Source organism: Thermostichus sp. MS-CIW-23 (assembly GCF_054059455.1).
On the sequence record NZ_JBSSCC010000038.1, the window covers coordinates 1 to 26,778 of the forward strand.

20 protein-coding genes are annotated in these 26,778 nt (G+C 60.4%); 8 read left to right on the forward strand and 12 right to left on the reverse strand.

All coding sequences use genetic code 11. The features are described from left to right. Positions 1–69: 69 nt before the first annotated feature. Positions 70–915, reverse strand: a complete 846-nt coding sequence (locus tag ACVW0B_RS11775; protein WP_011432855.1) for an aromatic ring-hydroxylating oxygenase subunit alpha — start codon at positions 913–915, stop codon at positions 70–72. Between the two features lie 373 nt (positions 916–1,288). Here ACVW0B_RS11775 and ACVW0B_RS11780 point away from each other — a divergent pair, with 373 nt between their 5' ends. Next, positions 1,289–2,536 carry a TonB family protein gene (locus ACVW0B_RS11780; RefSeq protein ID WP_457491756.1) on the forward strand — a complete coding sequence of 416 codons (1,248 nt, stop codon included), beginning with the start codon at positions 1,289–1,291 and terminating at the stop codon, positions 2,534–2,536. 69 nt (positions 2,537–2,605) lie between these two features. Here the strand turns inward: ACVW0B_RS11780 and rpsU are convergent, their stop codons facing one another. Next, a complete protein-coding gene (gene rpsU, locus ACVW0B_RS11785; protein ID WP_011432857.1) occupies positions 2,606–2,791 on the reverse strand; it encodes a 30S ribosomal protein S21 in 186 nt (61 codons plus the stop codon). Positions 2,792–3,145: 354 nt separating this feature from the next. After that, positions 3,146–4,432: a trypsin-like serine protease gene (locus tag ACVW0B_RS11790; protein WP_457491757.1), complete on the reverse strand. Its 1,287-nt coding sequence runs from the start codon at positions 4,430–4,432 to the stop codon at positions 3,146–3,148. A gap of 193 nt (positions 4,433–4,625) precedes the next feature. On the opposite strand from ACVW0B_RS11790, the gene ACVW0B_RS11795 reads away from it, so the two are divergent. From ACVW0B_RS11795 to ACVW0B_RS11815, 5 genes are all read left to right on the forward strand, one after another. Then, positions 4,626–4,925, forward strand: coding sequence for a nucleotide-binding protein (locus tag ACVW0B_RS11795; RefSeq protein WP_414523045.1), 300 nt, complete (start codon positions 4,626–4,628; stop codon positions 4,923–4,925). 78 nt (positions 4,926–5,003) lie between these two features. After that, on the forward strand, positions 5,004–6,266 hold the full coding sequence (locus ACVW0B_RS11800; protein ID WP_457491758.1) for an RNA-guided endonuclease InsQ/TnpB family protein: 1,263 nt from the start codon (positions 5,004–5,006) through the stop codon (positions 6,264–6,266). A 389-nt stretch (positions 6,267–6,655) separates the two neighbouring features. Continuing rightward, positions 6,656–7,834, forward strand: a complete 1,179-nt coding sequence (locus ACVW0B_RS11805) for a 1-deoxy-D-xylulose-5-phosphate reductoisomerase (RefSeq protein ID WP_414329119.1) — start codon at positions 6,656–6,658, stop codon at positions 7,832–7,834. Positions 7,835–7,893: 59 nt separating this feature from the next. Then, positions 7,894–9,657: an ABC transporter ATP-binding protein gene (locus ACVW0B_RS11810; protein WP_457441340.1), complete on the forward strand. Its 1,764-nt coding sequence runs from the start codon at positions 7,894–7,896 to the stop codon at positions 9,655–9,657. Between the two features lie 60 nt (positions 9,658–9,717). Further along, entirely contained in the window at positions 9,718–11,250 is a 1,533-nt protein-coding gene (locus ACVW0B_RS11815; RefSeq protein ID WP_457491759.1) for a UDP-N-acetylmuramoyl-L-alanyl-D-glutamate--2,6-diaminopimelate ligase, read from the forward strand. 2 nt (positions 11,251–11,252) lie between these two features. Here ACVW0B_RS11815 and carA read toward each other — a convergent pair whose 3' ends face one another. The 9 genes from carA to ACVW0B_RS11860 all read right to left on the reverse strand — a co-directional run bounded on the left by carA (position 11,253) and on the right by ACVW0B_RS11860 (position 25,201). Further along, the gene (gene carA / locus ACVW0B_RS11820) at positions 11,253–12,431 is read right to left on the reverse strand and encodes a glutamine-hydrolyzing carbamoyl-phosphate synthase small subunit (protein WP_457491760.1); all 1,179 of its coding nucleotides are present in this window, start codon (positions 12,429–12,431) and stop codon (positions 11,253–11,255) included. Positions 12,432–12,527: 96 nt separating this feature from the next. After that, a complete protein-coding gene (locus ACVW0B_RS11825) occupies positions 12,528–13,133 on the reverse strand; it encodes a pilus assembly FimT family protein (protein ID WP_457491761.1) in 606 nt (201 codons plus the stop codon). Next, the gene (locus tag ACVW0B_RS11830; protein ID WP_457491762.1) at positions 13,108–14,199 is read right to left on the reverse strand and encodes a PulJ/GspJ family protein; all 1,092 of its coding nucleotides are present in this window, start codon (positions 14,197–14,199) and stop codon (positions 13,108–13,110) included. The genes ACVW0B_RS11825 and ACVW0B_RS11830 overlap by 26 nt, the downstream gene beginning before the upstream one ends. 71 nt (positions 14,200–14,270) lie before the next feature. Continuing rightward, positions 14,271–15,014: a prepilin-type N-terminal cleavage/methylation domain-containing protein gene (locus ACVW0B_RS11835; RefSeq protein WP_457491763.1), complete on the reverse strand. Its 744-nt coding sequence runs from the start codon at positions 15,012–15,014 to the stop codon at positions 14,271–14,273. A 64-nt stretch (positions 15,015–15,078) separates the two neighbouring features. Beyond that, positions 15,079–22,536, reverse strand: coding sequence for a hormogonium polysaccharide biosynthesis protein HpsA (hpsA, locus tag ACVW0B_RS11840; RefSeq protein WP_457491764.1), 7,458 nt, complete (start codon positions 22,534–22,536; stop codon positions 15,079–15,081). A 140-nt stretch (positions 22,537–22,676) separates the two neighbouring features. Beyond that, entirely contained in the window at positions 22,677–23,273 is a 597-nt protein-coding gene (locus tag ACVW0B_RS11845) for a response regulator (protein ID WP_414350377.1), read from the reverse strand. 104 nt (positions 23,274–23,377) lie between these two features. Next, a complete protein-coding gene (locus tag ACVW0B_RS11850; RefSeq protein ID WP_457491765.1) occupies positions 23,378–24,001 on the reverse strand; it encodes a pentapeptide repeat-containing protein in 624 nt (207 codons plus the stop codon). 86 nt (positions 24,002–24,087) lie between these two features. Continuing rightward, positions 24,088–24,927: a DNA-formamidopyrimidine glycosylase gene (locus ACVW0B_RS11855; protein ID WP_457392125.1), complete on the reverse strand. Its 840-nt coding sequence runs from the start codon at positions 24,925–24,927 to the stop codon at positions 24,088–24,090. A 46-nt stretch (positions 24,928–24,973) separates the two neighbouring features. Continuing rightward, positions 24,974–25,201 (reverse strand): photosystem I reaction center subunit IV, encoded by a 228-nt coding sequence (locus tag ACVW0B_RS11860; protein ID WP_414329200.1) that lies wholly within the window; start codon positions 25,199–25,201, stop codon positions 24,974–24,976. Between the two features lie 119 nt (positions 25,202–25,320). On the opposite strand from ACVW0B_RS11860, the gene ACVW0B_RS11865 reads away from it, so the two are divergent. Beyond that, positions 25,321–26,205 carry a penicillin-binding transpeptidase domain-containing protein gene (locus ACVW0B_RS11865; RefSeq protein ID WP_457491766.1) on the forward strand — a complete coding sequence of 295 codons (885 nt, stop codon included), beginning with the start codon at positions 25,321–25,323 and terminating at the stop codon, positions 26,203–26,205. Positions 26,206–26,321: 116 nt separating this feature from the next. Further along, positions 26,322–26,474 carry a chlorophyll a/b-binding protein gene (locus tag ACVW0B_RS11870; RefSeq protein WP_011429120.1) on the forward strand — a complete coding sequence of 51 codons (153 nt, stop codon included), beginning with the start codon at positions 26,322–26,324 and terminating at the stop codon, positions 26,472–26,474. Positions 26,475–26,778: the final 304 nt, after the last annotated feature.

Here is a 26,778-nt window from a genome sequence, read left to right on the forward strand (position 1 = left end):
TCGGGCCTGTTTTGTTCTCTGGTAGAGCAGAGCAGGCTCAGGGCTACTGAAAGCCCGCTCCGTACCGCTTTAGCGGTCGGAGTCGGGTAGTTTACCACTCACCTCTGCTTCTGAATCGTTGCGCAAACAGAATTGCACCACCTGCGAGGTTTGGTCGTCGATGGGGGTAGCCGCTGTGAAAATGATGTGGATGAGGCCGTTGGGGTAGGTGATTTTGAGCTTGCGACCAAAAGGCATAAACCAGGTGCCCTCCAGGATACGCACTGTGCGATCCTCTGACATCCGCAAGTTTTGCTTCTGCAAGTCACTGTTGAACACCGGCAAAACAGAGGTGGCCCGAAGGCCATATTCCAGTTCTTCAAGGCTGTCCAGATCTGGGGGTACAGGCTCGGAGATCACCCCAAAGCTCTGGTGATGGACGAAGTGGAGATGGGCATTGTCAAAGGAGTTTTCCATCAGGCGCAGGCCGGCGCATTTCCAGACCTCATAGAACTGATGAATTTGGCGAAACCGGGAATCCGCCACCTCTGGGATCTCGGGAATATCGGTCAAGGGATCCGCCAATGCCACCCAAACATAGCCATAGCGCTCTTGGCAGCGAAACCCCTCCACCTTGTAGGTAGGGGGGATGAAGTTGTCTGTAAGTTGGGGCACCTTCACACAGGTGCCGGAGCCGTCAAACTCCCAGCCGTGATAGGGGCAGCGGATGTGGCCATTGCAAACAACCCCTTTGGAAAGTTGGGCCGAGCGATGGCAGCAACGATCCAAGACGGCGCAAGGCTGCCCTGACTCATTGAGCCAAAGCACCAGAGGAGTCTTCAGCAGCGTGAAAGCTTGTGGGCCGGTTTCCAGGGCCGACATCGGGATCACGGGGTACCAAAACCGCCTCAGGACAGGTTGCTGGGTAACAAGCATAAACCCGCTCCACAAGCTCTAGTTCGGAGAATCATGAGCTGGCTTTTCGTGAGCCTAGGTGGCTCAAAGCACCGCCCCCCGTGAAAAAGATAGGCGTTGAAATGGCAGAAGTCCGTATAAGCCAACACAGCTTTGCCCTGGGCGCGTTTGTGCATCGATGGCTACCCCCCTGCCCGGGGATGGGCTATTGATCGAAGGAAGCAGAGAAGCGTCGGTGGGCTTCTGTTGGCATGTGGCTGTGAGGAAAGGTGGAAAGGTGCAAAACGAATTGAACCCCGCTCGAGATCCTTGTAGCGCAGGGATCCCGGCCCAACCTACTGCAGAGTCCACCTCCCCCAAACCAGAACCGGCTGCTGAGAGCCAGGCAAATTGCTTGACAGATGGAGAGGTGGATCCAGAGCCCCGCCTCAGTCGTTCTCAACAAGAACGACAGCAGGAACGCCGCTCCTTACCTTGGCGCCTGGGGCTGGCCAACGTGCTCTCGGCAGGGTTGCATTTCATCGCGATGAGCTGGGTGGGTTGGCAGCCTAGGATCCGGGAAGAGGAGGAGATCCTCCCCTTTCAGTGGGTGGAGATGGCGGATGAGCCGCCCCTGGAGCCGCAGTGGATTGCGCCCGTCTCCGCCCGTGAGTCCGGTGTCTCTGAACCCTGGGACGATGTATCGGTGCGGCAGTCGCAAGTGCCCAGCCCAAGTGAAGAGGCCACTTCTGCGGCGGCACAGCCTCTGCTCGCCTCAGCCGCAGGGAGTCCTGTCCCTGAGATCCTTTCTCCGCCGACAAGGGAGCTTGAGATGCCCCAGCCCGCCCGGAACTCTGCCTCTCCTCAGCAGCAGCCAAAGGCCAGGTTAGAAAATCTATCAGCGGGTTTAGCAGCTCTGGAGCAGGCAGTTGCCGATCACAATTGGGCGGAGGCGCTACATCTGACGGAAGAATGGCTGGATCACTGGCCTCTGTCCTCTCCACAGCGCCAGCAACTGCAGGACTATCGTCGGCATCTGCAAAGCCTACTGGCTACCTCCTCGGCAGCAGCAGTGGAGACCAAATCGGCTCAGATCTCTCCTGCTCAATCCCTCAAGCCTCAACCCGAAAGAGCAGCAAGTTCTCCTGAGGTTTTGCCACAACCCTACCTGTCGGCTCCAGCGGATCCGCATCCAACTTTGCCCTCTCCAGAGCCGATCGCAGCCCCGTTGGAAGAGCCTTCTCCCACCTTGCCCCCGACTTTTCCTACCGGATCCCACAGCTCCAGCCTTGGTCGCACCAGTGGGATAGAGTCCTCGCGGGCAGGCCCACCCAGCCTAAATGCCACCGCCGATCCGGATTGGGGAGACTACTTGGCTCAATTCCAGGAAAGGGTTCGCCAACACTGGATGGTACGGCGGGCATCCGGATCCTACGTAACAGTGGTGCAGGTGCGTCTGGATCGACAGGGATCCCTGCGGGAACTGCGCCTGCAAACCCCCTCAGAAGATCCCCTGTTGGATGCAGCCGTGCTCAGTGCCATCCAGCGCTCAGCCCCCTTTGCTCCTTTGCCCGAGAGCTATGTTGGCGAAGAACTGATGCTGGAAATTAACGTGTTGAGCGGATCCCTGCAGGCTGGCCCAACCCAGATTCCGAGAAACTAACGTCAGAACCTCAGGCAAGGCCACAAGCCCTGTTCAGAGGGGTTCAGATTTCCGAGTGTCGGCAGTAGCCTAGGCCATGGACTTGCGGCGGTTGCGCCGGACGGCCACCGCTTTGCGCTTGCGCTTTTCTAGGTTGGTTTCAAAGTGCCGATGGTTGCGCAAATCCCGCAAAATGCCCGCCTTAGAAACCTGACGCTTGAAGCGACGCAGCGCAGATTCGATCCCTTCGTTTTCGCCAATCGTCACTTGGGTCATAGGAAAGACATCTCCTCCGTCAATCAAATGGGTTTGGTTACAACAGGGATCCCTATCGTGACATACTCCCGACTCCGACTGCTGGCGGTACGGAGCGGGCTTCTCGCTTCATTGGGGAGCTAGTGCAAGAACCCTCCACGAGCAGACACGGGATGCCCCACCGCGTAGCTGTACCAGATTCCGGCAATGCCGTTTTGCACAGCCAGGTTGATTATAGAACAGGGGATGTCCGCCTTTCATTCCGACCCTCGTCCTACGGACAGAGGGCGGGGCTTCAAGGACTCCGTCCCGCTAGCGCGAACGGCGGCCTAGCTAAACGATCGCCACACCACTGCTTGCTGCCACAGTTCGTGTTCACTGCGCCCGGCTGCCAAAGTTAAGCCCCGCAACCACCTCACCTTCCCTCAAATTGACAACGAATGAAGCAGTTGTCCCGGTGGGGGGTGGAGGGGAGGGTGGTGCTGGAGTTGGGCTGGGGGCACTGCCGATTACCGATTGCACAAAACCGGCGAAGCTAGACACCCGCGTATACACCCCATAGAAATTGGGCTGGGCGCAGCCGATGCCAAAACTGGTGATTCCGGCCAGGGCAAAACCCGTGCCACTGGACACAATCAAAGGCCCACCACTATCGCCCCGACACGTATCGACTTCTCCCTGGGGAAAGCCGGCGCAGAGCATAGTATCCAAAATGGTGCCATTGTAGGATTGGGGCGCGTTGCACACCGCATTGGAGACGATGGGAACGGTGGCCTGCTGCAAATCTCGGGTAAAGCCGCTGGGTTCTTGATCCAGGGGGAGGGGGAAGGTGGCTCCCCAGCCGAGGATGGTGGCGGCAGTGCCGGGGGCTGTCAGGTTGGTTTGGTTGGGCTGCACCAGCGGCAGGGTAGGCAGGGCCACTGGCCGAGAGAGGCGCACCAGGGCAATGTCATTCCCCCCAGGCTCCCCCACCTGGGGGTTGTAGCCGGGGTTGAGGACAATTTGCGCGGCGCGAATGCGTTGGCCGGCACCGATTTGCAAGCGGTTGGTACCCAACAGCAGATCCAGATTTTGGGCACTCATTACCTGCTCGCCTTGTTCGTCGAAAAGACAATGGGCAGCGGTAACTACCCACTCCGGCGCGATCAGGGATCCGCCGCAAAACTGCGCTTGAAAAGGATCTGGCTCAGCCGCCCTCAGCAAAGCCACCATCCAGGGAAAGGCTCCTTCGGGAGCAGGTCTGCCGCCCACAATCCGCTCCAGCCCCAAGCCTGAGCGCGGCGTGGTGAAGATTCGCCCTGGGGGCAAAAGGGCAGTGACGCGGTAGGTGCCAGGGGGCAAGTTGGAGAAGCGGAAGTTGCCGCCGCCGTCGCTGAGGGTGCTGGGCTCCTCCGGGTCGAGGCGGCCATTGCCGTTTAAGTCCAAAAACGTGGTAATGCCCGGCAGCCCCGGCTCCCCCGGATCCCGCAGCCCATTGCCGTTGAGATCGTCGAAATGGGATCCCTCAATTCGTCCTGTGGGAGGGGCCGAGACTGGGGGAAGCGGGCGACTGGAACCCCTGCCGCCACAGGCGCTTATGCTCAGGGCCAGACACAACCCCAGCGGAATAGACCAAGAGCGAGCCAAGCCCAAGGAGGAATGGGATGGCGAGAGATGAGGCATGGTCAGATTCTCCAAAGCCAGCCGGTTATGCCAGCCAAGGATATCCTACCGGCGAAGCCTAAGATTGCGCAACCGGGAGAACTTCTCCCCGCGGCCGGCTCTCCCGAGTTGCCCCAAGACCCCAATGCCCACTTTTGCCTCTTGCCGCCCGTGCACCTGGGCAGTAAAACCAGGATGGGAGGGTGTGTGGCAGATGAATATCGCGGTCTTGGGGTTCAAAGGGGGCGTGGGCAAAACCACCACGGCGGTACACCTGGCCCTCTACCTTCAGCAAAAACAAGGGGCAGCCCCTTTGGGTGGGTCGGGGATGGCCCTGTTGATCGACGCCGATCCCAATCGCTCGGCCTCTCGCTGGGCAGAACGGGGGCCATCCTTTCCTATCAAGGTATTGGCCGGGGATCCCACCACTCCCACGCCCACAGGCTTTCAGCACACGGTGATCGACACTCCTGCCCGTCCCACCCCGGAACAGTTACCAAAAAACTGGGTCTAAAGCCCCGCCCTAAGGCCTACGGCCCGCTGACGCGACCAGGGCGGCTTTTATCTTGCTAACCTGCGCTAGAGTGGGCTCATGCGTGTCCTCGAAGCCAAGCTCCTCAACGGCACAGCCCAGCAGTACCAAGCCCTGGATGAGGCCATTCGGACTGCCCAGTTCGTGCGCAACAAGTGCCTGCGCCACTGGATGGATCATCAGGGGGTGAACAGGGCCACGTTGTACTCCCTCTGCAAGGACTTGGCCAGAGAGCTCCCGTTCGCCCAGAAGCTGAACTCTCAAGCCCGGCAAGCCAGTGCGGAGCGAGCCTGGTCTGCCATCTCCAACTTCTACCGCCGCTGCAAGGAGAAGGCAGCCCGGAAGGGCTATCCCAAGTTCCAGAAACACTGTCGCTCCGTGGAGTACAAAATCTCCGGCTGGAAGCTCTCCCAAGATGGAATGTCCATCACCTTCACGGACGGCTTCCAGGCAGGCACCTTTGCCCTGTACTGCAACGGCGAGGCGCGGCGGGACATCCTCACCCTGAAAATCAACCGGGTGCGGGTCATACGCAGGGCCGATGGCTACTACGCCCAGTTCTGCCTGGATGTAGAACGCCAAGAGCAGGTGGAGTACACCGGCCAGGTGGTGGGGCTGGATGTGGGCTTGATGCACTTCTACACCGACAGCCACGGAAACAAGGTAGAGTGCCCCAAATTCTTGCGTCGTGCCGAAAGGAGGTTGAAGCGAGAGCAGCGCAGGCTAAGTCGGAAGTTTCGGAGAGGGGCCAAACCCCAATCCAAGAACTACCACAAGCAGAGGAAGCGACTGGGCAAGGTACACCTGAAGGTTCAACGCCAGCGTAGAGACTGGGTCATCAAGCTGACCCGGTGCGTGGTGGCGTCTCACGACGTCGTGGCGTACGAGGACTTGCAGGTGCGCAACTTGGTGCGGAATCACCACCTGGCCAAGTCGATTCATGATGCCGGCTGGAGTTTATTCACCGGGTGGCTCGACTACTACGGGAAGGTCTTGAACAAGGTGGTGGTGGCAGTGCCGCCGGAGTACACCTCGCAGGACTGTTCTCATTGTGGCCATCGGGTGAAGAAGACGCTGTCCACTCGCACCCACCGCTGCCCGCAGTGTGGGGTGGTGATTGACCGGGATGAGAACGCGGCCATCAACATCCTGCGCAAAGGGCTGGAGTTGTTGGGTGAGGAGTGGAACAACGGTACCTTTGGGCAAAAGGGAACCGCCCCGAAAGGGGGAACGCCTGGGGAGATGAGCACCGCTGTCGTGGAGGGGCAACCCAATACGGTAAGTGCTGTCGCAGAACCAGGAACCAGAATCCCCTGCCTTTAGGCAGGGGAGTATGTCAAATCCCCAAAGAGACTCACCGAGCCGTGAAGCGCATCCTGTTGGAATCGGATCAAGATCTTTCGGAGCTGATCGAGGCGCTGCTCAGCCAGTGGCTGCGTTCTCAGTCGGGAAAGGTTTGAAACCAAAATCTGGGGAAGGGGGGCATCGCGGACCCCACAGCCGCTCAGGGATCCCGCTGTCGGGGATCGGAGGGAGCACACAGATTCCAGATCAGAACCAGATAAGAATAAGATGAAGGGGCGTGAGGCAGGGATCCCCGAACGCGAGGTGGGGCCGTTCGCAATAGCGGGACGGAGTCCTTGGGCAAGTTGCGCGAGGGGAAGTCTGCGTTGGGAGGACGTCACGCTCTTTCAGGGGTAAAGGGATCCTTTATGCAAGCCATCACCTTGCTCGGCTCCACCGGCTCGATTGGCACCCAAACTCTGGACTTGGTGGCCCAGTATCCAGAGCGTTTTCAGGTTGTTGGCCTGACCAGCTACAGCAACGTTGCCCTCTTGGCCGAGCAGGTGCGGCGGTTTCGGCCCCAGATGGTTGCCATTGGCCGGGAGGAGCTGCTGCCGGAGCTGCGGTCGCTGCTGACGGGGATCCGACCGCTGCCGGAGTTGGTGGCCGGAACGGAGGGGCTGTGTCAGGTGGCGGCTCACCCGGCGGCCCAGCGGGTGGTGACGGGGATCGTCGGCTGCGCCGGTTTGTTGCCAACCCTGGCGGCCATCCGTGCCGGCAAAGACATTGCCCTGGCCAACAAAGAAACCCTGGTGGCAGGGGGGCCGGTGGTGCTGCCCTTGGTGCGGCAGTACGGGGTGAACCTGATCCCCGTCGACTCTGAGCATTCGGCCATTTTCCAGTGTTTACAGGGGGTGCCCGCGGGATCCCTGCGAAGAATCCTGTTGACTGCCTCGGGTGGCGCCTTTCGGGATTGGCCTGCCGAAAAATTGGATCAGGTCACCCTGGCCGATGCCCTCAAGCATCCCAATTGGGTGATGGGGCGCAAAATCACCATCGACTCGGCTACCCTAATGAACAAGGGCCTGGAGGTGATCGAGGCCCACTGGCTCTTCGGCCTGGACTACGACCACATCGACATCCTCATCCATCCGCAAAGCATTGTCCACTCCCTGATCGAGCTGGCCGATACCTCGGTTCTGGCCCAGTTGGGCTGGCCGGACATGCACCTGCCCATCCTCTACGGCCTCAGTTGGCCGGAACGCCTGGCCACCCCCTGGGATCCCCTCGATTTGGTCAAGCTGGGATCCCTCACCTTTAAGGCTCCGGATCACCGCAAGTACCCCTGCATGGAGTTGGCCTATGCCGCTGGACGGAGGGGGGGAACGCTGCCGGCAGTGTTGAATGCGGCCAACGAAGCGGCGGTGGCCCTGTTCTTGCAGGAGCGCATCCGTTTTTTGGATATTCCCCGTCTCTTGGAGCGGGTTTGTGAGCGGCATCAAGTCATTGCCGATCCCAGCCTGGAGGACATTTTGCAGGCAGATGCCTGGGCACGGCGGGAAACGGCGCAACTGGCCCAGCAAGCCCCGGCTCAGGTTCTGGTCTGATCCCCACCGGGGGGATCCGGCTGAACGCTAGAGTGGAAGAGGATGCAGGGAGCAAGTGAGTGACCGGATCCCATCTCCGACAATTGGCCCATTATCTGCGCCCCTATCGACGACAGGTGGGGTTGGGCATTGGATCCCTGCTCCTGGTCAATGGCCTGGGGGTGTTCCTGCCCTGGTACGTCAAGCTGGTCATCGATGACCTCAGCCAGAACCTGGCCACTTTGTCGGACCGGCGCATTGCCCTTTACGCCCTAACGGTGCTGGTCGTCTCCAGCCTGATGATGGGCATTCGCATTGCCTCGCGGGTGTGGATGTTTGGGGTGGGACGGCAGGTGGAGTTTCACCTCAAGCAAGCCATCTTCGAGCATTTGCTCACCCTGCAGCCTTCCTACTTTGCCCAGCAGACCATCGGGGACATTCTCACCTGCATCACCAGCGATGTGGAAAACATCCGCCGCCTGTTGGGGTTCGCCCTACTCAATTTGGCCAACACGATCTTTGCCTATGCCACCACCTTGCCCGCCATGTTTGGCATCGAGCCCCGTCTGAGCACCTTGGCGCTGTCGGTGTTTCCGGTGATGTTGGTGCTGGTGAAGTTGAGCAGCAACCGCCTGCAGCAGGAGCAGCTCCAGGTGCAGCAGGAGTTGGCGGATCTGAGCGATCTCATTCAAGAGGACCTGAACGGCATTGCCCTGATCAAGGTGTACAGCCAGGAACAGCACGAGCAGCGGGAGTTTCGCCGCCAGAACCAGCGGCTGCTGCAGGCCAATTTGCGCTTGGCCCTCACTCGCAACTTGCTTTTCCCTTCTTTGGTGGCGCTGGTCAGCCTCAGTTTGTTGCTACTGCTGGCGGTGGGGGGGCCGCAGATTGCGGCAGGGACGCTGACCATCGGGGATTTTTCGGCCCTCACCCTCTACGTGGAACGGTTGGTATTTCCCACCGCCCTGCTGGGCTTCACCATCACGGCCTACCAGCGGGGGCAGGTCAGCTTGGAGCGGATCGATGCTCTGTTGGGGGTAGAACCCACCATCCGAGACGCCCCAGGCGCTTTGCCGTTGCCTCTGGAGAGGGTGCAGGGTCGCCTCGAGGCCAGAGGTCTCGCGTTTGCCTTCGCCGGCCCTGCGGCAGCTCCGGCTCTAGAGGATTTGCACTTTTGCATAGAACCGGGCCAGATGGTGGCGGTGGTGGGGCCGATTGGGGCGGGCAAGTCCACTCTGGCCAATGCCCTTCCTCGGCTGCTGGAGATCCAGCCGGGGCAACTGTTTTTGGATGGGCAGGATATCACCCAGATTCAACTGGGATCCCTGCGGCGGGCCATTGCCTATGTGCCCCAGGAGAGCTTCCTGTTCAGCGCCACGGTCCGGGACAACATCCGCTACGGCAAGCCAGATGCCGAAGATTGGGAGGTGGAATGGGCTGCCAAAGCCGCCCACATCCACGCCGAGATCCTCAACTTTCCCAAGGGCTACGACACTCTGGTGGGAGAGCGGGGCATCACCCTCTCCGGTGGCCAGCGACAGCGGGTGGCCTTGGCCCGGGCTTTGCTGGTGGATGCTCCCATCTTGATCCTGGATGACTCTCTCTCCAGCGTGGATAACCAGACGGCCCAAGCCATCCTTCGCCATCTGCGTCGGGTCACGGCCCAGAAAACGGTGATCTTCATCACCCATCGCCTTACGGCTGCGGTGGAAGCCGATCAGATTTGGGTGATGGACAGGGGCCGCCTTGTGCAGAAGGGATCCCATGCCGAATTGCTGGCGGACGAGAAGGGCCTCTACGCTTCTCTGTGGGCCAAGCAAAAGCTGGAGGAAGCCCTGGCCTAATTTGACGGCGGCAATCCCTGGCCGCTACCCTAACCGGCAAAGCTGTGGGGAGTGGCAACGATGGAAACTGCTGGGATCACTTTGTCCAAATTGCTCCACCAAGCCGGGATCCAGCCCCGATTGGCCCAGGGATCCCTGGAGGGGGTGCAGGTCTGGGGCCTCTGTGCCGACTCTCGCCAGGTGCAGGCCGGGGATCTCTTCTTGGGGATGCCGGGATCCCGCGTGGATGGGGGTTGCTTCGTGGCCCAAGCCCTGGCGGCAGGGGCAGTGGCGGCCCTCATTTCCCAAGAGGCGTGGGAGAGCGTCAGCGGAGAGGCTGGATGGGGAAGTCAGCCCGTCCTGGTTTTGCCTCGCGCCAGCCTGAACAGGGCCGTGGCCCAGGTGGCGGCAGCTTTCTATGGGTTTCCCGCCCGCCAACTGACCTTGGTGGGGGTGACGGGCACCAATGGCAAAACCACCACCACCCACTTAATCGAACATTTGGTGCAAGCTGCCGGCCGCTCCGCGGCTTTGCTGGGCACTCTGTACAACCGCTGGCCTGGCTATAGGGAGGTGGCCTCCCACACCACCCTTTTTCCCCTAGAGCTGCAGCGCAGCCTGCGGCAGGCCCACCAAGTCGGGGCAGAGGTGGCCGTGATGGAAGTGAGCTCTCACGCATTGGCTCAAGATCGAGTGTGGGGGTGTTCCTTTGCCGCTGCCGTCTGGACCAACCTTACCCAGGATCACCTGGATTTCCACGGCAGCATGGAGAACTACTGGCAGGCCAAAGCCACCCTCTTCCGACAGGAGTATCTCCAAGGGCGGGCGGTGATCAACGCCGACGATGCTGGGGGACGGCGGCTCTTGCAAGCCATTCGGCCCGATCTGCAGCCCTGGGCCTACTCGCTGCAGCCCCTGCAGGGGATCCCCGGCCTCTGGCCCGGCCAAGTTCAACTGCGCCCCACCGGCCTGAGCGCGACCCTGCACACCCCTGCGGGCACGTTTGCCGTGGAGGCCCCCCTGGTGGGATCCTTCAACCTGGCCAACCTGCTGGCGGCGGTGGGGGTAGCCCTGCACTTGGGGATCCCTGTCGAGATCATCCAGTCGGCCCTGCCCCACTTTCCGGGCGTACCGGGGCGGATGGAGCGGGTGACCCTGCCGGGGCAGGATATCGCGGTAGTTGTGGACTACGCCCACACCCCCGACGGCCTGGAAAACTTGCTCAAGGCCCTGCGATCCCAGGTGCAAGGGCAACTTATCTGCGTCTTTGGCTGTGGCGGGGATCGGGATCGGGGCAAACGACCGCAGATGGGCCGCATTGCCGCCACCTGGGCAGATCAGGTGATCGTTACCTCCGACAACCCCCGCACCGAAGATCCCCAGCAGATCCTACGGGATATTTTGGCCGGGATCCCTGGATCCCCCAGGGCGGTGGAGGTGGATCGGCGGCAGGCCATTCGCCTGGCCATCCTCGCAGCCCAGCCAGGGGATACGGTGGTCATTGCCGGCAAAGGCCATGAGGACTACCAAATCCTGGGCACCGAGAAGGTTCACTTCGACGACCGGGAAGAAGCCCGCGCCGCCCTGGCCCTGAGGGAAAAAAGCCGGGGGTGAGGCTAACGGGAGCGGTGCTGCAGCATCAGCTCCACGAACTCGCGGAAGAGGTGATCGGCGTCGTGGGGGCCGGGGCTGGCCTCCGGGTGATACTGCACAGAAAACAGGGGCAGGTGACGGTGGCGGATCCCGGCCACGGTACGGTCATTCAAGTTGAGGTAGGTGATTACCACCCCATCGGCAGGGATCGAAGCGGCATCCACCGCAAATCCGTGGTTCTGGCTGGTGATCTCCACTTGCTTCTCCAACCCGCAAGGGTGGTTGAGGCCGCGGTGGCCAAACTTGAGCTTGTAGGTGGATCCCCCCAGGGCCAAACTGAGGATCTGATGGCCCAGGCAGATCCCAAATAGGGGCTTCCCGGTTTGCAGCAGCGCTTGCGTGGTGCGGATGGCAGTCGTCTCAGTGGCGGGATCCCCTGGCCCATTGGAGAGGAAGATCCCATCGGGGTTGTAACTCAAAATCTGCTCCGGGCTGGCATTGGCCGGCAACACCATCACCCGACAGCCATAGCGGGTAAGGCGGCGCAGAATGTTGCGCTTAACGCCGAAATCCAAGGCCACCACCCGCAGGGGCGGCTCCGGGATCGGGATCCCTTGGCTGCGGCCATAGTCCCAATCGGCAGGCGTAGGCTCCAGCCACTCGTAGGGTTGGGGAGTAGTAACTTCCGCCACCAAGCTCAACCCCTGCATGGAAGGAGCCTGGCGCACCCGCTCCAACAAAACCTGGGGATCCAAAGTCTCCGTGGAAAGGGCCCCGTTCATCACCCCCTGAGAGCGCAGCCGCCGCGCCAAAGCCCGCGTGTCCACCCCGGCAATGGCCGGGATCCCATATCGTTGCAGGTATTCGGGGAGGGTGGATGTAGCCCGCCAGGAGCTGGCCAAGCGCGATACATTGCGGGCAATCACCCCCGCGACTTGGGGCCGAGCCGATTCTTCGTCCAGCTCATTGACTCCGGTGTTTCCCAGCTCCGGACAGGTGAAGGTAACCATCTGCCCCCGGTAGCTAGGGTCGGTGATCACCTCCTGGTAGCCGGTCATGCCCGTGTTAAACACCACCTCGCCCACCGCCGTGCCCGGCGCCCCAAAAGACCAACCGGCAAAGGAAGTGCCATCCGCCAGCACCAAGAGAGCCGGCTGACGAGTTTGCCAGGGAAAAACAAGCGATGGGGAAGCCGTGAGCATAGAAGGAACCTACAGCATTACCAGCCCCCCAAACCCTCCTCTCCCTTTGGGAGAGGGGCCGGGGGTGAGGGCGGCAGTCCGACCATCCTACCTCAACTATTCTCCCTCTACCACGCTGCCACACTCAGGGTTGTTGTCCTTGCGAATGGTACCGATTGAGGTGCTTACCACCACACAGCGGTTTTCCCCCTGGGAGTAGGTGCTGCTGACTACAAAGCGACCCAGTTGACGGGCCCGGCCATCGGATTCAAAAACCGCCCTTCCGTCATTGAAGGTGTTGGCCACAGTTACAAAATTGTTCAGGCGTAGCCGCTGACAGGGGGTAGGTTCATCGCAGAGGCCCTCCTCATCCTGGATAACCAGAGTCGGCACGTTTGGCTCTGAATTGTCCACCTGCACCACCCAAGCTCGGCCCAGGAGAGAGGCTCTGGCGTTGGTGCGGGCGGTGCGCAAGGCTCGCTCCACCCTGTTCTGCGCATCATCAAGCTGGATCCGCGCCCAGATGTTGATCCCAGAAGGAACGGCCAGCACAGCCAAGATGCCGATGATGACAATAACCGCCAAGACTTCTATCAGCGTAAAGCCCCTTGTCTGGGCAGGTGCAATCCGTCTAAATCGGCTCACTGAGGCCAGCATAGGCAGGGATCCCCCCTCCGAATAAGTCACATAGGCTTGACTAGGCTTGACGATTAAACACACCACGGGCCAACACCTGAGTTTGCATTGTCGTCAGATACCGCGACACCTGCTCCGCATCAACGCTGGTGGCATCTTGGATGTAGCGCCGGAACAGGCCGGGATTGGCTCGCTCCATGGCAGTTGCCGTGATGGTAACAATCACATCTTGGGGAAGGCTGGCGGCGGCGCTGCGCCGGACGCAAACATGGAAGCCCACGTCGTTTTGATTGACCTCTAGGCCTGAGAAAGTGACTCCGTCGGGCCTGCCCCCTCCAAAGGCATAGCCCTGTGGGCAATTCGGGGCAACCTGCGGGCTGCCCTGCCGGCTGCTGAAGATGTTGGAGACCAGAGTTACCAGTCGATTACCTTGATTGCCTGCCCCAGCAATGGGAGTTTGGCGAGCCCTAGCTTGCTCAGAGGGCCAAACCAGAAAGCCTTCCCGGAAGGGATCCGGATCCTCGACAAAAAATCGGCTGCGCTCAGTGCATGTGTCATTAAGAGGTTGCAACTCAAACCTAGCAATGCGCGCGTTGCCCTCCCAAGGGGTGTTGCCGTCTGGGTTACCGGCGTTGTTGTAGTTACGTTGCAAGTAGTACACAACCAAGGTGTAAATGTTACGGCGGCTGCGGATGTTATCCCAGTCAGCTTCGGAAATACCCGTAGGTCTCTCCCTCAAAGTTACTCGGCCTTCTCGAATTTGTTGCAACGTCGGAGGGCCTTGATAGCAATCGCGTGGGATCGGATTCAGCTTCCAAAAGGCGACCACTGGAATGGCCCCATCGGGGCGGCGAATCCAGCCGGGGGTGTAAAGCCTTTGAATGAGATCTGGCGTTCCGTCTCCGTTGGGCTGTTCCGCATCGTTGTAGATGTAAAGCGCTTCTGCCAGATCCTGCTGGATAAACTGCATGGCCTGGGTCAGCTCCGCCTGCACCTGAGTGCGCCCCGTCTCTTCCCGATCCACCCGCATGGTTTCAATGACGATCATGCCCGTGGCCAGCAGAAAGATCGAAGCCATCAGCAGCGCAGCCAGCAGCTCAATGAGGGTAAACCCCGCACTCTGATTAACCCTCCGGCGTAAGACCTTGAACATAGGGAAACACCACTACCTTATATCTTGTAAATCCAGAGAGGGATCCTGCCAATCCGCCTCAGGGCAATGAGCTAGGGGCTGCCGGGCAGAGGAAATGCCTCACAGTTGCTGGCTGGGGTTCCACCGCTGGCTTGGACGCTGGCCAGGATCCCCCGGCAAACATCGCCCAAATTGGCAGCCAAGTTGATTTCTACAATCGAGCTGGCCATGGGAAATAGCCAAACATCGGCATTGGCTAAGTTCTGGTTGGCAGAGACCGACTCGGTTCGCAACCCAGGAAGGGCCTGTCGGGTCGCTGGGTCAAAAGAAAAGCGGTGGTAAACCCTCACCCCCATCAGGAAGGTGCAGGGAACCCCCGCAATCACGGTGTTGTTGCGTCGGTCAATACAATCTCCACCACCACTGCGAAAGGTTTGAATGACATATTCTTCAGGGTTGCGTCCTGGCAACTGAATTTGAGCCAAGCGAATCGAATAATTGGCCCCGTTAGTATCCATAGTGGCCGGTGCTGGGGTACTTGCCAGGGGATTCGCTCCAACTCTGGGCAGACGGGCCAACTGAGCCGGGTTCTGAAAGGCAACTGGGTTAGCGGCCAGCTCCAGGTCAACCAGCGTGCGGATCCGATCCACCTCGGCCTGGGCCAGTTGATTGGCTACCTCCACGCGCTCGGTCATGGCCCGCCGATAGGCAACCAAGGTAAGGGCAGGGGCAAGGGCAGTCATGGCAATAGCCACGATAATCACGGAGGCCAAGACCTCTATGAGAGTGAAGCCCTCTGCTTCCAATTGCTGCCGCAAAAGCCGCCACCTTTTCATATCCCCTCCAGCGCTCGCCCAGATCTGCCTACCTTGAATCTACCCCTGGCATGGGAAGTCAATATCAGTTGAATTCGTTGCAGCCTCCAATCCGAGCAGCCGCCTGCAGGGGCACATCTGGCTGAGCTTGCAGCCCGCAGCGCAGCCGCCGCACATACGGATCCTGAGGATCCAACTCCCGCAAGAACTCGGTGCGGGTATTGGAGGGGAATTGGAAGCGGGCCGACACCGCGCTGGGACGGCGGGCAATTTGCAAGCCCACGTCATAGCCGAAGCGGCGGTTGGGTGGGTAGTAGTAGTCGTAGCCCCGCACAAAGGTTGGATCGGCTACCAGAGCGGGTGGCTCAAAGCTGTGCTGCAGGAAGGGGCCGGTAGCATAGGTGCTGTAGTTGAGCTGGATCATCGAGCCGCTGAAAAAGAGGTTGACATCTCTCCACAGCTCGTTGAGGCGCAGGAAGTTGTGCATGCCCCCGCCCGTCTGATCCAGCCGAGACGGGATCACACCGCTGATGGCAATGGCATTTACCCGCGTTTCCCTGGCCGGCTGGAGCTGCCGGTTTTGGGTGCCGTTGTCGTTGCGGCGGCGCTGGTTCACATCGGTTGAAGCCAGCTCTTGGAAGCGGGGAATGGGAATGGGCCGACGGGTCACCTCGTCCAGGATCACCCCCAGCACGGGGTTGCTGCCGGCAAAGCCAGTGGGAGTCTTGTTCAGGTCCAGGGTGAACGGCTCCACATCCACCCAGACCAGGCCATCGCCATCGCCGCCGTTACGGTCGATCTGAACCTGGATGGTGTTGCCGTTGGGCTTGACGTAGAAGCAGAGGCCATTGCGAATATCTTCACTGCCCTTGTGGTTAATGTAGTATCCGTCCGCATACTTGGACGCGGGAGTGTAGGCTTGGATCGCGGCGCTTTTGTTGACGCGGGCGTAAGGGTTGAGCGCCATCTGGGGTTGGATCTCTAGCTCTGGCCGATCCGGCAAGTCTAACCCAAACAGTGGATCCCGCTCCAAAACATTTGAAGGCTCCTTCAGATCCCAAATGCCATTCTTGTTGAGATCCTCGAAGGTAGGATCGGCACCTTTAGGAGAGGTACGCAGAGTGCTGGGTCGGCTGGCACCAGTGTAGGCGGTGTACTTGAAGCGGTCGTTGAAGTTGGGGCGAAACACCCCCGGCACCCAGAAGCCACCGTCTGAGGGAGTGACCTGTTCATCGCCACAGCGAATTTCTCCACTGCCGTTGAGCAGTTGCCGCCGCAGTTGCCGGGCCCAGTCATCGGTACCCACAGCAGGAGTTCCAGAAATCTTAGCTCCAATATTCTCAGCAGGGCGGATGCCCGGCTCTTTGCTGGGGTTGGCTATCTGAGAGGGCAAATTGCCCTTCAGGCCATTGCGGGCGGCATAAGCTGGCTCGCCAAACATCCAGTTAAAGGCCGCTTGCAAAGCTTCGGCAGGGCTGGGCCACTTGGGCAGCTTGGGCACCCCTGCTTTCACTTCCAGCACCGGGGAAAGCTCCGGCTGCAGAGCGATCGTCACGCCTTCGGCAGAAGCCGCGGCCACCATGTTCACGCCAATGGTCTCCGGCTCCGGATCCGCTTGGATTTCCCAGACGGGGCGCAAATCCACCGTGTTGGGCTTGGCCGCCATCCACTCGCCCAAGGGGCTCTCGCCGGGAGCCTCGGGCGCAAAGGTACCTGGCCCGCAGGGAGGGCCTTGACAGTTCAAAGATTGCGTCTCCGTTTTGGTGGCCGGGCAACTTGGGCTGCTGGTGGCGTCAATCCGGTTGCCTATCCGGGTTTGGGTAACCGTTTTGGTTTGGCCGCAGGAAACGCTGACCTGGCTGCAATCGGGTGGCGACCAAGGCCCCCAATTGTAGTTGCAGGTCTGCGGGCAGTTGACCGTCTGGGATTGCGTCTCGGTGTAGCTGGTTCCGCAAACTGCCACTGTGCAGGTGCGGCTGCGAGTTTGGGTGACATTGGTGCCACCGTTGGCCAAGGTGCAAGGAGGAGTCCATTCAGACCAAGCACCGCAGCTAGCACCTGGAGGCTGGCAGGTAAAGGCTCGGGTTTCTTTTTCGGTGAAGGGGCTTTGGCTGCGACAGAGCGGGGTTACCGTGCGGCTGCGGGTTTGGGTAATGGTGGTTTTGTTGCACTGCTGGGTTGGGGTACAGTCGGGCGACCAATTCGACCAGGGCCCATAGTTAAATTGAGGATTGCAGGTGAACTGGCGAGTCATCGGCGTCGGCGGAGTGCCAGGGCAACCGGCAGGCAAGGTGGCCGTTTTGGTTTGGGTAATGGTGGTGGCCACACAGATGTCGGTTTTACATGCAGGAGTCCAGTCTGGCCAGATGGGATCGCAGTTGAGGGGGGTTGCGCAGTACTTCTGGTTGGGTGCTAAAGGCTTCAGCGGATCCGGCTGGCAAGGTTGGTTTACCCCCTGCAGCGGCTTCAGGTACCGCAGGTCGTAGTTTTCTAGATCACTGCCATCGCGAGTGGCAAAGCGCAGGAAGGCATCGTCGGTATTTTCGTAGGTCTGGATCTCCACCAAGTAGGGCGAGGGCTGGGATGGATCCGCGCACTCCAGCTCTAATCGCAGGGTGACCAGGTTACCGCCGCCATCCTGCCAGGCTTCGGCACCCGCAGCATTGGGCCCTAGGCTGAGCGGAGTTCCGTTCCAGGCTCCATTGTTGACAAAAGTGGCACTGGAGCCGTCCCGCCGTCGAATGATCAGCCGCACGCCGTCGTCGCCGTTGAGAATGCGGTAGCTCTGTAGGCCAGGCCAACGCGGATACAGCTCCCCTACCCAGCGCACCACGAAAAAGTCGTTGCCGTTGTTGTTGCCATTTGGCCCGCCCCCACTTCTACGCCGCCAGCAGGAGCGCTGGAAGTTGAAGTGACTTGGAAAGTTGAGGTCATCCGCGTCGATGGGCAGGTTCGGCAGGCTGTTGTTGCCATCGGGCTCCCCACAACTGGGCATCCAGAACCAATCGCCGCGATCCCGCCGATCGGGGCTGCCAGGCGGTATTGACAAACGGCAGAGGGGCTGCAGGATGTCAGACAAAGAGCCGTTGCAAGTGGGGAAGTTACTATATAGCAAACGCTTGAAAGGCGAGCGAGAGTCCAGCGATGTGCTAGTGCCAAAAGAGTACTGGAAGCCGCCCCACCAAGGGAAACCGCTGCCGCTGCGGGCAAAGGGGGCCAGGTTGGTCGGGTTATCGATAGCATTGCGCACGCAGGCCCAGCGTTGGTCGTTGGTGCCACTTGGATTACAGGTAGGCGCACTGGTGGTATAGCCATTGTTGTACTGACCAATGGCATTAGGCACTCCTTGCGCCGGGAACACCGGATCCGGCCAGCGCACCGCCCGCAAGTAGGGCAGGTTGGCATCTTGAGCGCTCGAAGACAGGGGGCCTACGGCTCCGCTGGTGGCAAACCCTGTGTCGCGGTTGTACCGGTTCTGCGGGCTGGTCAGCCAGCCGTTGTAGTACTCGGCCAGCAACCCAGAGCCACCAGGGCTCGGGCAAGGCCCAGGTGGAGCTACCATCACCCAGCGGGAGGTATCCAGCACCGGGTTGCCCAAAGCCGAGATGCGCACACCAAAGTTGGCATAGCCCGTATCGGGCGCCCGCAAGGGCCGCACTGCCGGCACGCCACCGCCCGCCGTTCTGTCATCGTTATTGGGATCCGAATCGGCGTTGTCGAAGGGAGCCAGAATGGTGTCGCGGGCAAACACATCCGGCCAACCCGGCTGGTTGAGGTTGTCGCCCAGGTTCTGGGCCCCGTTCGTGTTGTCAAAGCGCAGAACCCCAGCGCTGTTGGGATCCGGAGCCGGCCAGTTGTTGCCTCGGATCACCAGCGCTTGGTTGAGGAAAGAAGTGTTGGCTCCTAGGTTTGGCCCGCTGCAGCCGTAGTGTTCGTTGCGGCGAGGAGCCGAGGCTCGTTCTGGGCTGCCCTGGTAGTTCCGGTTAGCCACAAAGCTGCTGCCGCCGCCGTTGAGCGTAGCATCCTGCACAAAGCCGTCGTCGATGCTGCCATCGCAGAAATCGGCAGAGAGAATGTTCACCGAGTCGCCCAAGACCTCGCTGGGCCGCCAGAGATCGGCAGGCTGCCGGCTATTGTTTGGGTCTACCACCCGGGCAAAGCGCCGGTCTTCCCGGTTTCCATTGGGTCCGGATCGCAGCCGCCCGTAGAAGTTGCCGTAGAGGCCATCCGCCCCGAAGTTGAGGAGAGTTGTGAACTCCTCCAGCCGATCCCCGTTCCTCGTCTGGTGCAGGTTAAAGTCCCCCTGGATGTAAACGGGGTTGTCGGAAACGAAGGAGAGGCCAAAAATCGCGTCATCAGGGTTGAACCCACCCCGGGCCAATACCGCTCCATTGCGCAGGCGGAAGCCGTAAGGTCGCCGATCCGGATCCGCGTAGTAGTCCACCGGCTTGGGACTAAGTCCGGCATCGGAAACAGGGGGATCCCAGACCGTTTGGCCATTGGCCGTGCCTCGATTCGGCTGACCGGCGTTCATAACGCCAGCGCTGCCCAAAGTGCCGCGGGCGTTTGCGTTGCGCCATCTGGTTAGGTAGCCATTAAAAGTGTCCAAGGGTGGGCGGGCAATGGCATCTTCCCGCACGGCATCTTCCCGGAAGGCGTAGAAAATCCCCCCTTCTCGGTTCTCGCCAATGCCGGCAGGCAGCCAGGTATCCCCGTTGATCAGCCCCCTGTTCTGACCTTGGACATTGTTGGTCAGTAGCGCCAGGTCAATGTTCAGCGCCCGCACCGCCATCGCCTCGCGGCCATCGTAGAAGACAGAATCCTTGAAGGGCACGCGATGGCACTGGTTGCCAATCCGAATGAGATCAAATTGGTTGCTGTTGGGGCCGGCAGCGGTGCAATTGGCCGGTGCATGGGGCAAAGCCCAGTTGCCAATTCCGGAGCGGGGCTGCAGAGCAACCGCGTTTAAGTCGGTTACAGCCTCATAGGTAACCGTCGGAAGGAAAGAGTAAGCGCTGCGCCGCTCGCTCTCCAGAGAATCCGACTCGGTGACACGGGTTGTCGGGAAGATGTAGCGCAGTGGCAGGTAGAACCGGTTGGCTGCCTCTCGGTTCCCGGCACGGCTGGCTTGAATGTCGTTCCAGAGGCTGCCGAGAACTGGGGACGAGCTCCCAGATCCAGAGCTGGTGCCACCAGAACCACCGCCCCCGATGCTGCTACTGCCGCCACCTTGCTGACGGGCAGCCTCCTCGATGCGCAGAATGTTGTCGGCCAGCATGCCCAACATGCAGCCTGCCGTTTGCAGCGTGGTCTGGTCGGCTAGGCTCAGTTGGCTAACGGGGGTACCTCGGTTAACGGTATCGATCACCCGCCGCAGCTCTGAGAAGTTGCCAAAGGCAGTGATAAACGGATCCGGGTGAATGCGGCCCGCTTCTTGCTTGGGTGGATAGGCCCCATCGGGATCGCCGGCAAAATTGGCCAGGTTCGTCAAAGCTGTCCACAGGGGCGTCCCAGGACGCAGCCGCTCACGCATGGGCGCAGGGTCATATTCCCAGACATTGGTGCCCTCGCCGGTGAAGAAGTTGATGCCCAGTTGGCTGGCTTGGTCGCCGGCAGGGAACGTGGAAGCCCGCTGCAAGCTCCAAGGAGTGCCGGGGTGGGCTACCGTGGCCAAGCAAGCTACCGGGAAGCGCCCGTCTTGGTGGCTGTAGTGGTAGACGGCTGTAGCCTGCACTGCCGCCGGGTTATCCCGCAGGGTTAGCCGTTGCCGCGCCTCGTTGCTGATGAAAATGGCCTGCAGCTTGGTGGGATCGTTGGGATCCCCGGGCGGCACCAGAGGCAAAGGCAAAGAATCGGTGCGGGTTAGCTCCAGCCGCTGGCCCACGATCACCCGCAAGCCCTCCACACGGGCCCGCCGCTCCCAATAGCCATCCAAGCCCACCTCGGAAAGGGCGCCTGGGGGTGGGTTGTCTTGCGTTAGAGATTCCCTCTGGTTGTTCTGAGCATCCCCACGGATCGGAGCACCAGCCCTGACACCAAACGTTTGAGCAAAGGTGTCCACATCGCAGCCCCTTGCCGGATCAGGGCTGACCGGTGGGCGGTCATAGCTGGCCTTGGGGCCAAAGCGGTTGTCGGCCCGATACACATCGTCCACGTAGGGGGGGCAGACTTGGTCTTCCGTTGACTGAAAGCCGCCTGCTTGAACTCGTCCTGGTGGGCCACTCTCTGAATTCCGCCTGACATTAATTGGAGAGACTGACCATCCCGCTGGATCCTGGGCGTAGGTTCCGCGGGTACGAATGCGACCAAAAAGCTGTAGCTCCAGCGGATCCAGAGCTACCATCTCAGGAGCTGCGTCGTTTTGAACCGAATCGAAATTGAGGTTATTCAGGCGGGGAAGGGGCGTACTTGGCGGTACATTCGCCACACCAGGATGGGCATCGAAAATTAGCGTGTCACTTTGGCCCTGTCCGGGGTAACCGATAGCCCCTGCCACCAGCTCGCCAAAGGCTGTAATTTCAGAGTTATCGACAGGCATGTAGAAGCAAGACTGCTCGGAGCTGATGGTGAAAGCTCGGAACAAATTGTTGCTGGCGTAACGGAAAAAGAGGCTGCCCCCCGCGTAGATGGCACCGTTCCAGTTGTAGCCAGGAGTGAAGAAATACTCTAGGTCGCCGCGGCTGAAGGCTCCCCATTTGTTAAGCAGATCCCTCCGCCGATCCTGCTGAAATTGCAAAGCCGAAATGGCACGGGTGGTGGAGTCGGCACCCGCAATAGGCAAGGTGACGGCATAGACTTGAAAGGGCTTGTACAACGCAGAGCCAACCTGGAACCAATCCCCCACGTTGGGGTTGACCGTCTGTTCAGCCGGAGAATCGGTACACCCCGCCAAGGCCGAACCCTGCAGTGGCCCACTGCGGATCAGCAGCCGCCGCGCCCGCTCGGTATCCGTCAGGTTAGCCTCAAAGTCGCTGCCGGCAGCCCGACGGGTGTTCAGAATAGTATAAACCGTTACGGAGTCATTGATGCCATTGTTGTCGGTATCCGCCAAGAACCACCAAGCGGGCGCCTGAACCCGGACGTTCAAGTTTTGTCCCGGATTTTGCGGATCCTCCACCTGAATGTTGGTGGCGATCACGAACTGAGTTTCGTCGGGGAGGATGTAGGGCTCATCGGGATCCCGAGGAAGCAGACCCCCTGCCCCATCGTTGATGAGGGCTGCGGCAAATTGCGCATCCGTCGGGGCGCTGTTGGGCAGGCGGGGATCCCGAACTAGGTACTCGATCTTAGCTCTAGCCCGGTCAATGGCCGTATTCAGTTGTCGGCTAATGGTTTGCCCCGCTCGTTCCACCTGGGTTTGGATGCTGCGCTGAGTGGAGCGGGTCAGCAGCCCCACCGTCACCAAGCTCAAGACCAGCACGATCAAAATGGCAACCGGCAGGACGAAGCCCCGCTCGCGAATCTTGCGCTGATCCACCCGTGCTTTCAAAGAGGCGAGCAAGCGCAGGGTGAGCTTGAGCAGCAGCGTGGAAGGAGCAGACATACCGTATCTCGGACAACGTGAAGGGGAAGGCGGCACCCCAGGGATCCCTGTCAAGATGCCAAGCTAGCAACAGTATGGCGGTGATCATGGCCGCCGCAAATCCCCACCTCTGGGGGGAATCCCCAAGCCCTTTCTCCAATTCACAAGATCCCCAGTTGCTGTGCTTTGAGCAGGGCGGTGACACGGTCGCTAGCATCCAGCTTGCGGTAGGCGGTGCTGGCATATTCTTTGACGGTTTCGATGCTTAGGCCCAGACGGCGGGCAATCTGTTTGTTGGCCAAGCCCTCGCTCATCAGTTGCAGCACACACAGCTCGCGGGGGGTGAGCTTGGGCAGCTCCTGTCGGGCAGGCAGCCAGTCTCGTTCGGGGTTGGACAAAATCTGACGGATGACGCGGGCCAATTCCGCCGGGTCGGTCTCTTTGGAAAGGTAGCCTTTGGCCCCGGCGCGGCGGGCTGCCTCAATCAGACCCGGCTCCTGAAAGGTGGTCATCATCACCACCACCACCGGCAGGCCCAGCTCGGTGATTTGCTGGCAGGCGGCGATCCCATCCCCATCCGGCATGCGCACATCCAAAATGGCTACGTCGATGGGGCAACTGCGACAATGGTGGACGGCCTGGGATCCCGTCTCGGCTTCGGCCACCACCTCAAATCCTTGGGCTTGCAGGGCAAACTTCAGCCCCAGCCGGAAGAGGGGATGATCATCGGCAATGAGAACGCGGACAGGGGAAGTCATGGCAGGGGATCCCAGCCGAGGGGGTGCTGGTTTTAATCTGCCCAAGGGGAGATCCCAAATAAAGCGCCCTCACCCCCAGCCCCTCTCCCTTGGGGAGAGGGGGGTTATGGCTTCACCAAGACCATGCCGCGGGCCTGGGGGTCAAAGGTGGGATCCAGCCGGGTTTGGGCATTGTACAGGGCGCCGGTCAGATCCGCCCCCTCCAGAAAAGCGCCTCGCAGGTCGGCCCCCCGCAGATCGGCATTGTGTAACTTGGCCCCTGTGAGGTCGGCGCCGGTGAGGATGGCTCGACGCAAGTCGGCCCCGCTTAAGTTGGCCACCTGCAGATTGGCACCCGTCAGATCTGTCTGCTGCAGGTTGGCCTGCGCCAGATCGGCTTCCCACAAGAAAGCCCCTGCCTGAGCTGAGCCACTCAGATTGGCCCCTCTCAAATCGGCCAGATTGAGGATCGCTTGGGAGAGGTCGGCAGCTTGGAGATTGGCCTGTCTGAGGATCGCTTCTTTCAGGTTGGCCCCACTGAGGTCAGCTCCCGGCAGTTCTGCCCCCGTTAGGTTGCAGGCGGGGCAATCTTTGCTGGGAAAAACAATTTGGGAGCGGCCCAGTTGGGCATCCAACTCCAGTTGGGCAAAGGCCGCAGCCGTCGGGATCCACAGCGCCAACAGCGCTCCCGACCAGAGGCGACTTCCCCTCATCAAGGGCTTTACAGGTTGGAGCCGTGCCCATCCCATGGTTTTCACCGGGATCCCCTCCTACTGCTGATGGTAGCCGCTCTGGCCCATTTCCCCAGGGATCCCCCATATCTTGAGGAGCGCCACTAGCTCTGTTGCGGCTGGCAGCGGGGGCAAAAGTGAGCCGACCGACCTGCCAGCTTCATCCGCTGAATTGGGGTGCCACAGAGGCGACAGGGATCCCCTTCCCGACCGTACACCCACGCTTGCCCTTGATAGTTGCCGTTGAGCCCACGCAGATCCCGGTAATCCCGCAAGGTGGTGCCCCGCTGCTCCAGCCCGGCCCGTAACACCTCGATCAAAGCTTCTCGCAGGCGTGCCTTGGCCACATCCGAAAGCTGAACTGCTGGCGTCAAAGGGTGAATGCCGCTCAGAAACAGGGCTTCGTCGGCGTAAATGTTGCCCACCCCGGCTACCAGCGATTGATCCAGCAGCGCGGTTTTAATAAGACGGCGGCTCTTCTGCAGGGCAGCCTGGAAATAGGCCTCAGAAAAAGCTGGCGAAAAGGGCTCCGGCCCCAAAGTCTGCAGGGTGGGGATCACCGCCTCCAGCTCAACACCGGCAGGCACCAGCCACATCTGGCCAAAGGTGCGCTGATCCACAAAGCGCAAGTCCCACCCTTCCTCGAAGGCCAAACGAACACGAGTGTGAGCTGATAAAGGGGTGGATCCCTGCACCCAGAGCAACTGCCCGGTCATGCGCAGATGCACGCCCAGAACAGCTCTCGAATCCAGGGATCCCAGGAGATACTTTCCTCGCCGCTGCCACTGGGTAAAACGGGTGCCAATCAAGCTCCGCCCAAACATCTCCCCTGCAGGGTAGGCAATGGTGCGGGCCAGGAGCACCTCCACCGCAAGTATCCGCGGCCCCAAGGTGAGGCGTTGCAAATCTTGCCGAACTGTTTCAACTTCCGGCAGTTCAGGCACAGAACGACTTGCTCAAGAACACAGTCCCCGGCATCAGAACTTTGGCTTAGCTGGCCGGAGCGGCTTTGGCCTTGGCCTTGGGAGCTTCCAACACTTCCAGCTCATCTTCGCGGAAGTTGTTGGTGTTGATGTTGTAGTAGTTGATCTTGTCAAAGCGGACGATCACCGGGTAGAGAATGCCGCTGGTATCCACCGCCGCAACCGTTCCCACATCCCGGTACCAGTAGGATTCTTTCCGCAGCACACGGACTTTGGCACCACGCTGAATTGCCATGAGGGTTATCTCCATTGACCTGAACTCAGATTACCCTAGTCCGTGAGAAGGCTGCGATTTCCGAATTTTTGTAACAGGGATCCGCCCGTGTCTTCCTGGGTTTTCGGGGCCGACAGCAGATGAACCGTCGCACCTGTGGAGCCTGGCTATTGGGTTCTGCTTTGACCTGGGGCTTGCAGGGGAAATCTGCAGGGCTGCCCCATCCGCGCGATTTTGCCGCCGTCCTCAACCTGAACACCGGTCGTTTAACAAGGGTTTGGCAGCCGGAGCAGGCTTCCAGAATCAGGGCCAGCCCTGGCTCAACCGTCAAATGCGCCGTTGCCGCCGCTGCTCTGCAGACCGGGATCAGCTCCGGCGAGCGCTTGATCCACTGTCCGGGTTGGTGGGATCCGCCGCCGCAACTGGGGTTGGGCCGGCTACCCTGCTGGGATCCCCGTGGACATGGAACCTTGAACTTGCGCCAAGCCCTGGCCCAGTCCTGCAATGTGTACTTCTACCAGTTGGGCTGGGAGCTGGGGGCCGATACCCTGGTGGAGTGGCTGCGGCGCTTCGGCCTAGGGAGTGTGCAGAATACAACTCCGGCTCCGCTCTTGGCGACCGGTCTGGCTGGGCCGGTGGATCCCTGGGAGCTGTTGGTTTATGGGGGCGTGATTGCCCGCCGAGGTGTACCCCTTTCTGGCGAGGTCTCCCTGCCTGCCCTCTCTTTACCGGAGTGGATTTGGGAGACTCTCCATGCCAGCATGAGCCTGGCGGCAACAGCGGGCACCTGTCGCGGCATTGCCCCAGAAGGGATCCCAGTGGCAGCCAAGTCTGGCACCATCCTCAATCCTCAACGACGAGGACGACCAATTCTCTGGGCAGAAGATTTTCAAGCCTGGTTGCTGGCCTTTTGGCCCCTGCCGGATCCCAACTGGACGCTGGTGCTGCACCTGCATCAGGGCAAAGCCTATGAGGCGGCCATTCCCCTGGCGCGGCAGATCATCGCCGCCATCGGCAGCGGGTGACCACCTTGCTTGCGATCATGAAGAAATGCAAACTATACTGAAGGTCAAGTGCCGTTCTCGTTTTCGTTCTTTACGGATCCCACTCCCTGTCGTTCCCATTTACCCTGGAGGTTCTCATGTCTAATCCCAATTTGTCTGAGCCCAAGTTTGGCTTTAACGAGTATGCCGAGCGCCTCAACGGTCGGGCTGCCATGATTGGCTTTGTGTTGGCCATTGTCATCGAAGCGGTGACGGGCCAAGGCGTTGCTTCCTGGCTGGGCCTGATCTAAGAGACCTCAACTTACCGCCTTTTGGCTTTTCCTTGGGTCTGCTGGCTTGCAGGCCCTTTATTGTATTGAGCAGGGTATTGAGCAGGAAGCGTGACTGCACCAGTTGTAGCCGTTCTGAATGGCAACAAGGCTTGAGCGGGCACCAACTACTCCAAGCAATTCCGACAGCGCCGAATCTTTCCCTTTCTCCCTCTGAGGGAGGAGCTGGTGTAAACTACCCGACACCCGCGCTATGCGCAGGGTGCGGGCTTTATCCCAATCCCTAGCGGCCCCAGAGGACAGCTAAGTTTCGGAATTTCAGGCG

What these genes read in the sequence shown, in the direction of transcription:
- ACVW0B_RS11775 (WP_011432855.1), bottom strand. Translation starts at nt 915, where the DNA reads ATGCTTGTTACCCAGCAACCTGTCCTGAGGCGGTTTTGGTACCCCGTG.
- rpsU (WP_011432857.1), bottom strand. Translation starts at nt 2,791, where the DNA reads ATGACCCAAGTGACGATTGGCGAAAACGAAGGGATCGAATCTGCGCTG.
- ACVW0B_RS11790 (WP_457491757.1), bottom strand. Translation starts at nt 4,432, where the DNA reads ATGCCTCATCTCTCGCCATCCCATTCCTCCTTGGGCTTGGCTCGCTCT.
- ACVW0B_RS11795 (WP_414523045.1), top strand. Translation starts at nt 4,626, where the DNA reads ATGAATATCGCGGTCTTGGGGTTCAAAGGGGGCGTGGGCAAAACCACC.
- ACVW0B_RS11800 (WP_457491758.1), top strand. Translation starts at nt 5,004, where the DNA reads ATGCGTGTCCTCGAAGCCAAGCTCCTCAACGGCACAGCCCAGCAGTAC.
- ACVW0B_RS11805 (WP_414329119.1), top strand. Translation starts at nt 6,656, where the DNA reads ATGCAAGCCATCACCTTGCTCGGCTCCACCGGCTCGATTGGCACCCAA.
- ACVW0B_RS11815 (WP_457491759.1), top strand. Translation starts at nt 9,718, where the DNA reads ATGGAAACTGCTGGGATCACTTTGTCCAAATTGCTCCACCAAGCCGGG.
- carA (WP_457491760.1), bottom strand. Translation starts at nt 12,431, where the DNA reads ATGCTCACGGCTTCCCCATCGCTTGTTTTTCCCTGGCAAACTCGTCAG.
- ACVW0B_RS11830 (WP_457491762.1), bottom strand. Translation starts at nt 14,199, where the DNA reads ATGTTCAAGGTCTTACGCCGGAGGGTTAATCAGAGTGCGGGGTTTACC.
- ACVW0B_RS11835 (WP_457491763.1), bottom strand. Translation starts at nt 15,014, where the DNA reads ATGAAAAGGTGGCGGCTTTTGCGGCAGCAATTGGAAGCAGAGGGCTTC.
- hpsA (WP_457491764.1), bottom strand. Translation starts at nt 22,536, where the DNA reads ATGTCTGCTCCTTCCACGCTGCTGCTCAAGCTCACCCTGCGCTTGCTC.
- ACVW0B_RS11845 (WP_414350377.1), bottom strand. Translation starts at nt 23,273, where the DNA reads ATGACTTCCCCTGTCCGCGTTCTCATTGCCGATGATCATCCCCTCTTC.
- ACVW0B_RS11850 (WP_457491765.1), bottom strand. Translation starts at nt 24,001, where the DNA reads ATGGGATGGGCACGGCTCCAACCTGTAAAGCCCTTGATGAGGGGAAGT.
- ACVW0B_RS11860 (WP_414329200.1), bottom strand. Translation starts at nt 25,201, where the DNA reads ATGGCAATTCAGCGTGGTGCCAAAGTCCGTGTGCTGCGGAAAGAATCC.
- ACVW0B_RS11865 (WP_457491766.1), top strand. Translation starts at nt 25,321, where the DNA reads ATGAACCGTCGCACCTGTGGAGCCTGGCTATTGGGTTCTGCTTTGACC.
- ACVW0B_RS11870 (WP_011429120.1), top strand. Translation starts at nt 26,322, where the DNA reads ATGTCTAATCCCAATTTGTCTGAGCCCAAGTTTGGCTTTAACGAGTAT.